Origin of the sequence: Streptomyces sp. AA4 (assembly GCF_000158875.1) — a bacterium.
Lineage (GTDB): Bacteria > Actinomycetota > Actinomycetes > Mycobacteriales > Pseudonocardiaceae > Amycolatopsis.
Genome location: NZ_GG657746.1, coordinates 275,473 through 284,950, shown reverse-complemented (window position 1 = coordinate 284,950; position 9,478 = coordinate 275,473). Strand labels below are relative to the sequence as shown.

Here is a 9,478-nt window from a genome sequence, read left to right as displayed (position 1 = left end):
CACTAAAAAATCGGGGTGCCCACACAACCACCAAAACGGCAATGTGAACCGCCCCGGGTTCGGTAGAGACTCGTTGTTGGGGTCAGGCGACCAGACTGATCAGGTCGCCGTCCTCGTACAGGGTCTCGAATTCGACGGGTGGCCGGTCGCCGCATGCTCCGTGGAGGCGCTGGGTGTTGTACCACTCGATCCACGCGGCAGTCGCGACGTCGACTTCTTGCTTATTGTGCCATGGCCCGTTCGGTTTAATCAACTCGGTTTTGTAGAGCCCGATGGTGGATTCCGCGAGCGCGTTATCGAGGGCATCGCCGACCGTGCCGATCGACGCGTCGATACCGGAATCAGCAAGATGCTGCGTGAATCGGAACGACGTGTATTGACTTCCGGCGTCGGAATGGTGGATCAGCTTGTCCTGCCCCTTTCGCCATCGGTAGTCCCGATGACGCAGTCCCTGCTCGATCGCGTCGAGCACGAGGTCGGTTTCCTTGGACATGCTCACGCGCCAGCCGACGATCCTGCGGGAGAACACATCGATCGCGAACGCGACGTAGACGGTGCCTGCCCAGGTCGCGACGTAGGTGAAGTCCGCTACCCACAACCGATTCGGTGCACCTGCCGTGAACTGGCGGCTCACCAGGTCCGCGGCGCGGGCACCGCCGGGATCGGACACCGTGGTGCGCACCTTCTTCCCGCGGACCGCGCCGGCCAAGCCCATCGCGCGCATCAGTCGTTCCACCCGGCCCCGGCCCGCCCGAACGCCTTCCCGGTTCAGCTGACGCCATACCTTCCGGGCACCGTACACCAGGTAATTCTCGTCGTACACGCGCTGAATTTCCTTCTTCAACTCCTCATCGCGAACTTCCCTCGCCGACATCGGACGGGAAAGCGCGGCATAATAGGTGGACGGAGCGATCTTGATCCCGAACTCGGTCAGCACGGCACAGATCGGCTCGACTCCGAACCGGTCCCGATAATCCGTGATGAACGCTACGAGCGCGGCGGTCGAGGGTCGAGCTCCCTCGCGAAGAAAATCGATGCCGCTTTCAGGATCTCATTCGCCCGGCGCAACTCACGATTCTCACGCTCGAGCTCGCGCACCCGCTCCGACTCCGCAGTCGTGACACCCGGCCGCGCACCCTGATCGGTCTCAGCCTGCCGCACCCACCGGCGCAGCGACTCGGCCGACACCCCCACCTTCGCCGCGATCGACGTGATCGCCTCCCACTGCGACGAGTACTGCTCTACCTGCTCAAACACCAACGCAACCGCGCGCTCACGCACCTCACGCGGATGCCTCGAAGACCGGCCCATAACTCCATCCTCACTCACACGATGGAGCCTCCATCAAACCCGGGGCGGTTCAATGTCGCCGCCAGGCGACGAGCCGCCCGAGACTCAGGAAGCAAACCCCCCGGCCCCAGCCCAATCCAACGCAAAGGCCGGAAGAACCCCAAGCACCAACGTAACCACAACCCCCAAAGCAATAGCCGCAGTAGTAAACCCACCCGGCACAGTCACCGTAGGCCCGTCCGCAGCAGGCTCCGAGAAGTACATCAACACAATGACCCGCAGATAGAAGAACGCAGCCACCGCACTGAACACCAGCGCAACAACCACCAACGGCGCCATCCCGTCCGACAACGCCGCCGAGAACACCACGAACTTCCCGACAAACCCACTGGTCAACGGAATCCCAGCCAACGCCAGCAAGAGGAACGTAAACACCCCGGCCAGCAACGGCGACCGCTTAGCCAACCCAGCCCAAGCGGACAGATGCGTGGCCTCCCCGCTGGAATCCCGAACCAGCGATACCACGCCGAACGCGGCCAACGTCGTAAACCCATACGCCAGCAAGTAGAACAGCGTGCCGGACAGCCCGTCCTCAGTCATCGCAATAGCCCCGACAAGCAAGAACCCGGCGTGCGCCACAGACGAGTAAGCAATCATCCGCTTGACATCCGTCTGCGTCAGACCCAGCACAGCCCCGAGCGCCATCGAAATAATGGCCACGGCCCACATGACCCCGCGCCACTCCCAGCTGGTCGAGGAAAACCCGACGCTGAGCACCCGAAGAATCGCTCCGAAGGCAGCGACCTTCGTGCAGGCAGCCATAAACCCGGTGACCGGAGTAGGCGCCCCCTGATAAACGTCCGGCGTCCACGTGTGGAACGGCCCGACCGAGCCCTTGAACAGCAGCCCCACGACAAGCAGCCCAAGACCAGCGAACAACAACGTGTCCGACCGGTCCGACCCAGCCGCCGCGTGCGCGATGTCGACCAGCTTCACCGAGTCCGCGTACCCGTACAGCAACGCCAGCCCGTACAGGAAGAACGCCGACGAGAACGCCCCGAGCAGGAAGTACTTGACCGCCGCTTCCTGCGAGATCAGCCGACGACGGCGAGCCAGTCCGCACATCAGATACAACGGCAGCGAAAGCACTTCCAACGCGATAAACATCGTAAGAAGATCATTCGCCGCACAGAATGTCATCATCCCGCCAAGCGCGAAGAGCGTCAGCGGAAAAACCTCAGTCTGCGACGTAGTAGCCGCCTGCGCCCGATCCTGCACCGTGCCCGGCCGGATCGCCGCCTGCGCCACGAACGCGCCGCCCGGCTCGACCTTCCGGTCCGCGATCAGGAAGACCGCACCGAGGCCGAGCAACAGCAGCGTGCCCCACAGGAACAACGACGGCCGGTCCACCGAAATCGAACCGGAGAACGTCGTCGTACCGGCTTTCGTAGCAGAAGCGCCGGTCGCGTACAGGATCAGCGAAACCCCCGCGGCGAGGATCGCGACGAGGGAGATCGTCACCTGGATCCCCCACCGCGTGGCCTTCGGCGCGAACGCTTCCACCAGCACGCCGATGCACGCGACGCCGAAGACGATCAGCATCGGCAGCACGGCCGCGTAATCGACCGAAGGCACTTCCAGCGGCGCTGCCGGCGCCTGCGCCAGGAACATGTCGAGCACGGTTTACTTGCCTCCCTGCACGGCAGACAGCGTCGCCTGCACCGACGGGGTGATCGTGTCGAGCATCGGCTTGGGATAGAAACCCAGTCCGATGATCAGGATGACCAGGGGCGCGAGGATCGCGATCTCGCGTTTGCCCAGGTCGGTAATGGCCTTGCGCGCGCCGAGTTCCGGCGCGATCGCCGTGCCCGGCCCACCGCCGACGCCCACGAGAGCATCGCCGCGAACCGGGCCTTGCATGATCCGCTGGTACAGCCACAGCACGTAAGCCGCGGCGAGCACCATGCCCACGGTCGCGAGGATCGTGTACACCGGCTGGTCCACAAAGGACCCCAGCAGCACGAGGAACTCGCTCACGAACGAGTTGGTCCCGGGCAGCGACAGCGCGGAAAGCCCGGCCAGCAACAGCATTCCGCCGAGCAGCGGGGTCACCTTCGCCATGCCGCCGTAGTCCGAGATCCGGCTCGACCCGCCGCGCATCACGATCAGGCCGATCACCACGATCAGCATCCCGGTCGACAGGCTGTGGTTCAGCATGTACGACACCGAGCCGACCATCGCCTGCTCGTTGAAGGTGAAGATGCCCAGCGCGATGAACCCGAAGTGGGCGATCGACACGTACGCGATGAACCGCTTCATGTCCTGCTGCCCGGCCGCGAGGATCGAGCCGTACAGCACGCCGATCACCGACAGGATCAGCACCAGCGGCGCGAGCGCCTTGCTGCCCTCCGGGAACATCGGCAGGCAGTACCGCAGGAAACCGAACGTGCCGACCTTGTCCAGCACGCCGACCAGCAGCACCGCGACGCCGATCGGGGCCTGGCCCGCGGCGTCCGGCAGCCAGGTGTGGAACGGGACCAGCGGGGCCTTGATCGCGAACGCAAGGAAGAAGCCGAGGAACAGCCAGATCTGCGTGCCGGTCGGCGCGTCGCGCACCACCGTCACCAGCGTGGCCCAGTCGAACGTGCCCTTGCCGCCGAGCTTGTCCGAGGCCAGCGAGTACGCCCCGATCGCCGAGGCCAGCATGATCAGGCCGCCGAGGAACGAGTACAGGAAGAACTTCACCGCCGCGTACTGCCGGTTCGCGCCGCCGTAGCCGCCGATCAGGAAGTACATCGGGATCAGCATGATCTCGAACAGCACGTAGAAGAGGAACACGTCGGTCGCCGCGAAGACGCCGATCGTGATCGCCTCCTGCAGCAGGATCAGCGACAGGAACCCGCCCGCGCTGCGGCCGGCGGGCAGTTTGTCGGTGAGCCCGAGCCCGCCGACGACGATCGGCACCAGCAGCGCGATCACCGCGATCATGATCAGCGAGATGCCGTCGGTGCCGAACGAGATGTGGATGCCGAAGCTCGGGATCCAGTCCATCGTGGTGGCCTGCTGGATGCGCTCGCCCGAGGGCGAGTAGCTCGCCCAGAACGGGATGACCAGCAGGAACTCCACAATGGACACGGCGAGCGCCGTGGCGACCGCGGCCCGGTCGTTTCCCTTGAGGAACGCCAGCACCAGCGAGCCGGCCAGCGGCAGCAGGATGAGCGCCAGAAGCCAAGTCATGTCAGGAGAACCTCACCAGCAGAAGGGCCGCGAGAAGCAGGAACGTGCCGCCGAGCATGGACAGTGCGTACGACCGCACGAATCCGGTCTGCGTCCGGCGCAACCGCCCGGACCCGCCGCCGAGTGCCGCGGCGAGGCCGTTCACCGCGCCGTCGACGCCGCGGTTGTCCACGTACACCAGCGCCCGCGCCAGCCAGGTGCCCGGACGGGCGACCAGGGTTTCGTTGAGCGCGTTGCCGTACAGGTCCTTGCGCGCCGCGCGCACCGGCCAAGACACCCGCTCGGGCTTCTCGATCGGGACGTCGCGCGACGGGCGGAACAGCCAGACCGCGAGCAGCACGCCGAGCGCGGCCAGCACCAGCGTCGCCGCCGGGACCGTCCACGACGGGATCGGGGTGTGCTCGGCCTCCTCGAACTGGCCGACCACCGGGGCCAGCCAGTCGACGAACCGGTTGCCGATCGCGAAGAACGCGCCCGCGCCGACCGAGCCGACCGCCAGGATCGCCATCGGGACCCACATGATCGGCTTGGACTCGTGCGGGTGGAAGTCGCGTCCGTCCGAGGACTTGATGTCCTTCCAGCGTTCCTTGCCGAAGAAGGTCATCATCATCAGCCGCGTCATGTAGAACGCGGTGAGCCCGGCGCCGATCACCGTCGCGAGGCCGAACGCCCAGCCGCGCCAGCCTTCCTGGCCGAACGCGGCCTCGATGATCGCGTCCTTCGTGTAGTACCCGGTGAGGAACGGGAAGCCGATGATCGCCAGGTAGCCGAGGCCGAAGGTGACGAAGGTGATCGGCATCCGCTTGGCCAGGCCGCCGAACTTGCGCATGTCGACCTCGTCGTTCATGCCGTGCATGACCGAACCGGCCCCGAGGAACAGCCCGGCCTTGAAGAAGCCGTGCGCCACCAGGTGCATGATGCCCAGCGCGTAAATGCCCGGCCCGAGGCCGACCGCCAGCATCATGTAGCCGATCTGGCTGACCGTCGAGTACGCGAGCACCTTCTTGATGTCGTCGTAGGCACAGCCGACAACGCACCCGAGCAGCAGCGTGACCGCGCCGACCAGGGTGACCACCAGCCGTCCGTCCGGCGTCGCGGTGAAGATGACGTTGGAGCGGGCCACCAGGTACACGCCCGCGGTGACCATCGTCGCCGCGTGGATGAGCGCCGACACCGGGGTCGGGCCCTCCATCGCGTCCGGCAGCCACGCCTGCAGCGGGAACTGGCCGGACTTACCGCACGCGCCCAGCAGCAGCAGGATCGCGATGGCGGTGACCGCGCCCGGCGGGATCTTGCCCTGCGCGACGCCCTCGAAGACCTGCGCGTAGCCGGTCGACCCGACGTACTTGAACATCAGGAAGATCGCCAGCGCGAGCCCGACGTCGCCGACGCGGTTCATCAGGAACGCCTTCTTCGCCGCGGTCGCCGCGGACGGGCGGTTCTGATACCAGCCGATCAGCAGGTACGAGGCGAGGCCCACGCCCTCCCAGCCGAGGTACAGCGTCACGAAGCTGTTGCCCAGCACCAGGATCAGCATCGAGGCGACGAACAGGTTCAGGTACGCGAAGAAGCGGTATCGGCCCTCGTCGTCGGCCATGTAGCCGATCGAATAGAAGTGGATCAGCATGCCGACGCCGGTGATCAGCAGCACGAACGTCAGCGACAGCGCGTCGATGCGCAGCCCGAAGTCCACTTGCAGCTGGGTCACCGGGATCCAGGAGTAGACCTTGGTGTCGGTGACCGAGTGGCTGTCGGTGGAGAAGAACAGGATCACGGCGTACACGAAGGCGAGCGTGACGGTGGCACAGCCGAGCAGGTGCCCCCACGCTTTCGCGCGTTTGCCGGAGAGCAGCAGAACGAGGGCGCCGAGGGCGGGAAGGGCCACCAGCAGCCACGATGATGCGGTCACTCGGTCGTCTCCCTTAGTACTTCAGCAGGTTCGTGTCGTCGACCGAGGCCGAGCGGCGGGTGCGGAAGATGGCCATGATGATCGCCAGTCCGACCACGACCTCGGCGGCCGCGACCACCATCACGAAGAACGCCATCACCTGGCCGTGCAGCCCGCCGTTGATGCGGGCGAAGGTGACCAGGGTCAGGTTCACCGCGTTCAGCATCAGCTCGATGCACATGAACACGACGATCGCGTTGCGGCGGACCAGCACCCCCACCGCGCCGATGCAGAACAGCAGCGCGGACAGCAGCAGGTAGTAGCTCGGGGTCACTTTCCTTCCCCCTCTTCTTCCTCGGCCGGCGCGGCCTTTTCGGAACCGCCGACCAGTGCGTGCGCGTCGGGCTTCGGGCCCTCGTCCGCGATGAGCTTGCGCTCGCGCATGAGCCGGATCGCCGAGGTGGATTCGATGATCTCCGACAGCGATTCCGGCGCGACCGAACCGTCCGGCAGCAGCGCCGGGGTGGAGACCGAGCTGGCGGTGGCGAACACGCCGGGTCCGGGCAGCGGCGACGGGCGGTCGTGCTTGCCCTGGAAGCGCAGCTTGACCAGTTCGCGCTGGGAGAGCTTGCTCTTGCCGCTGCGGCCGGTGAAGGCGAGCACCATCGCGCCGAGCGCGGCGGTGATCAGCAGCGCCGAGGTCAGCTCGAACGGGAACAGGTACTGGGTGAAGATCAACCGGCCGAGGCCGCCGGGCCCGCCGCCGGTCTGCTGGTACGGGTCGAGCGGCTTGGCCGGGGTCACGTTCGCCATCGCGCGGAACACGCCCGCGGCGATCAGCGCGGCGAGCCCGATGCCGAGCACCCCGGCGGCGAGCCGCTGCCCGCGCAGCACCTCGACCACCGAGTCCGAGCTGTCCCGGCCGACCAGCATCAGCACGAACAGGAACAGCATCATGATCGCGCCGGTGTAGACGATGATCTGGGTGAACCCGAGGAACGGCGCGGACTGAGTCATGTACAGCGCGCCGAGCGTCAGCATCGTGAGCACCAGCCACAGCGCCGAGTGCACGGCGTTGCGGGAGAAGATCATCCCGAGCGCGCCCAGCAGCGAGAGCGGGCCGAGGATCCAGAACGCGATGGCCTCGCCGGTCGTCACCGAAGCGTCGACGCTGGCCGCCGGGGCCTGCGCGAGAAGGGCGGCGATCACTTCTTCGCCTCCCGCTGCGCTTGAGCGGCCAGCTCGGGACCGTTCACGTAGTAGTCCTGCTCGTTGTCGCCGAGCCGCATCGGATGCGGCGGCTGCTCCATGCCCGGCAGCAGCGGGGCGAGCAGGTCTTCCTTGGTGTAGATGAGCCGCTGCCGGTCGTCGTCGGCCAGCTCGTAGAAGTTGGTCATGGTGAGCGACCGGGTCGGGCACGCCTCGATGCACAGGCCGCAGCCGATGCAGCGCAGGTAGTTGATCTGGTAGTCCGCGCCGTAGCGCTCGCCCGGCGAGTACCGCTCTTCGTCGGTGTTGTTGCCGCCCTCGACGAAGATCGCGTCCGCCGGGCACGCCCACGCGCACAGCTCGCAGCCGACGCACTTCTCCAGCCCGTCCGGATGCCGGTTGAGCTGGTGGCGGCCGTGGTAGCGCGGGGCGGCCGGGGCGCCCGCCTCGGGGTACTCCTCGGTCGCGACCTTCTTGAACATCATCCCGAAGGTGACGCCGAATCCCTTGATGGGATTGAGGAAGTCAGTTGCCGCCATCTTCCGTTCCTTCCTGTGCGGCCGTCGCGGCGACACTGGCCGGCTTGCGCCGCGCGGCCTTCGCCTCCGCCTTGGCCAGCGCCTTCTGCCGGGGCGTCGCGTCCGGGACCCGCAGGTCGAGCGGCGGCAGCGGATAGCCGCTTCCGGCCAGGTCCACGTAGTCCGATTCGGGCAGCTTCTTGTCCGGCAGCGCGAGGCTCAGCAGCACGAGCACCACCAGCACGATGCCGACGCCGACGAGGATCTGCGGCCAGCTCCACTGGATCGTCTTGATCGCGACCACGACCACGATCCACACCAGGTTGACCGGGACCAGTACCTTCCAGCCCAGCCGCATGAACTGGTCGTAGCGCAGCCGGGGCAGCGTGCCGCGCAGCCAGATGAAGCCGAACAGCAGGATGAAGGTCTTGGCGAAGAACCAGAGGACCGGCCACCAGTTCTGGTTCAGCGGCGAATCGTCGCCGACGAACGGGAACCGCCAGCCGCCGAGGAACAGCGTCGTGCAGAACGCCGAGACGATCACCATGTTGACGTACTCGGCGAGGAAGAACATCGCGAACTTCATCGAGCTGTACTCGGTGTGGAACCCGCCGACCAGCTCGGATTCGGCCTCCGGGAGGTCGAACGGCGCGCGGTTCGTCTCGCCGACCATCGAGATCACGTAGATCACGAAGCTCGGGATGAGCATGTAGAAGTACCAGCCGTGCGCCTGCGCCTGCACGATTTCCGAGGTCTGCAGCGAACCGGAGTACAGGATCACCGCGACGATCGACAGGCCCATCGCGATCTCGTAGGAGATCACCTGCGCCGCCGAGCGCATGCCGCCGAACAGCGGGTACGGCGAACCGGACGACCAGCCCGCCAGCACGATGCCGTACACGCCGACCGACGAGCAGGCGAGGATCACCAGCACGCCGACCGGGAGGTCCATCAGCTGCAGCACCGTCCGGTGCCCGAAGATCGAGACGACCGGGCCGAACGGGATGGCCGACAGCGCGATCAGCGCGGGGACCGCAGACAGCACCGGGGCGAGGAAGTACACCTTGCGGTCGGCGGTGTCCGGGATGATCTGCTCCTTGAACGGGAGCTTGATCGCGTCGGCGAGCGACTGCAGGTAGCCGCCGGGGCCGACCCGGTTGGGGCCGGGCCGGTTCTGCATCCGGCCGATCGCCTTGCGCTCCCACACGATCAGGAAGATCGTCAGGACCGGCCCGATCAGCAGGACCACGACCGCCTTGATCAGGACGAGCCACCACGGGTCGTCGGCGAGGAGCCGGGCGCGTTCCGCCGCGTCCGGGTACGCGGCGAGGAACTG

General features: G+C 66.5%; 8 protein-coding genes. All 8 read right to left on the bottom strand.

Annotation, left to right across the window (positions count from 1 at the left end; all coding sequences use genetic code 11):
- Positions 1–82 precede the first annotated feature (82 nt).
- Positions 83–1,311, bottom strand: a protein-coding gene (locus SSMG_RS01385) for an IS3 family transposase (RefSeq protein WP_234392748.1) whose coding sequence is annotated in 2 segments (ribosomal slippage) — positions 83–1,032 and positions 1,032–1,311 — 1,230 coding nt in all. Because the reading frame shifts where the segments join, the coding sequence is not laid out codon by codon here.
- 84 nt (positions 1,312–1,395) lie between these two features.
- Positions 1,396–2,961 (bottom strand): NADH-quinone oxidoreductase subunit NuoN, encoded by a 1,566-nt coding sequence (gene nuoN, locus SSMG_RS01375; RefSeq protein ID WP_199786130.1) that lies wholly within the window; start codon positions 2,959–2,961, stop codon positions 1,396–1,398.
- A gap of 12 nt (positions 2,962–2,973) precedes the next feature.
- Positions 2,974–4,527 (bottom strand): NADH-quinone oxidoreductase subunit M, encoded by a 1,554-nt coding sequence (locus SSMG_RS01370; RefSeq protein ID WP_009072074.1) that lies wholly within the window; start codon positions 4,525–4,527, stop codon positions 2,974–2,976.
- A 1-nt stretch (position 4,528) separates the two neighbouring features.
- A complete protein-coding gene (gene nuoL / locus SSMG_RS01365) occupies positions 4,529–6,436 on the bottom strand; it encodes an NADH-quinone oxidoreductase subunit L (RefSeq protein WP_009072072.1) in 1,908 nt (635 codons plus the stop codon).
- A gap of 13 nt (positions 6,437–6,449) precedes the next feature.
- Positions 6,450–6,749, bottom strand: coding sequence for an NADH-quinone oxidoreductase subunit NuoK (gene nuoK, locus SSMG_RS01360; RefSeq protein WP_033291119.1), 300 nt, complete (start codon positions 6,747–6,749; stop codon positions 6,450–6,452).
- On the bottom strand, positions 6,746–7,624 hold the full coding sequence (locus SSMG_RS01355) for an NADH-quinone oxidoreductase subunit J (RefSeq protein WP_037712201.1): 879 nt from the start codon (positions 7,622–7,624) through the stop codon (positions 6,746–6,748). Before SSMG_RS01355 ends, nuoK begins: the two co-directional genes overlap by 4 nt.
- Positions 7,621–8,163, bottom strand: a complete 543-nt coding sequence (gene nuoI, locus SSMG_RS01350; protein ID WP_037712199.1) for an NADH-quinone oxidoreductase subunit NuoI — start codon at positions 8,161–8,163, stop codon at positions 7,621–7,623. Before nuoI ends, SSMG_RS01355 begins: the two co-directional genes overlap by 4 nt.
- Positions 8,150–9,406 carry an NADH-quinone oxidoreductase subunit NuoH gene (gene nuoH, locus SSMG_RS01345; protein ID WP_286157014.1) on the bottom strand — a complete coding sequence of 419 codons (1,257 nt, stop codon included), beginning with the start codon at positions 9,404–9,406 and terminating at the stop codon, positions 8,150–8,152. Before nuoH ends, nuoI begins: the two co-directional genes overlap by 14 nt.
- Between the last annotated feature and the right edge of the window lie 72 nt (positions 9,407–9,478).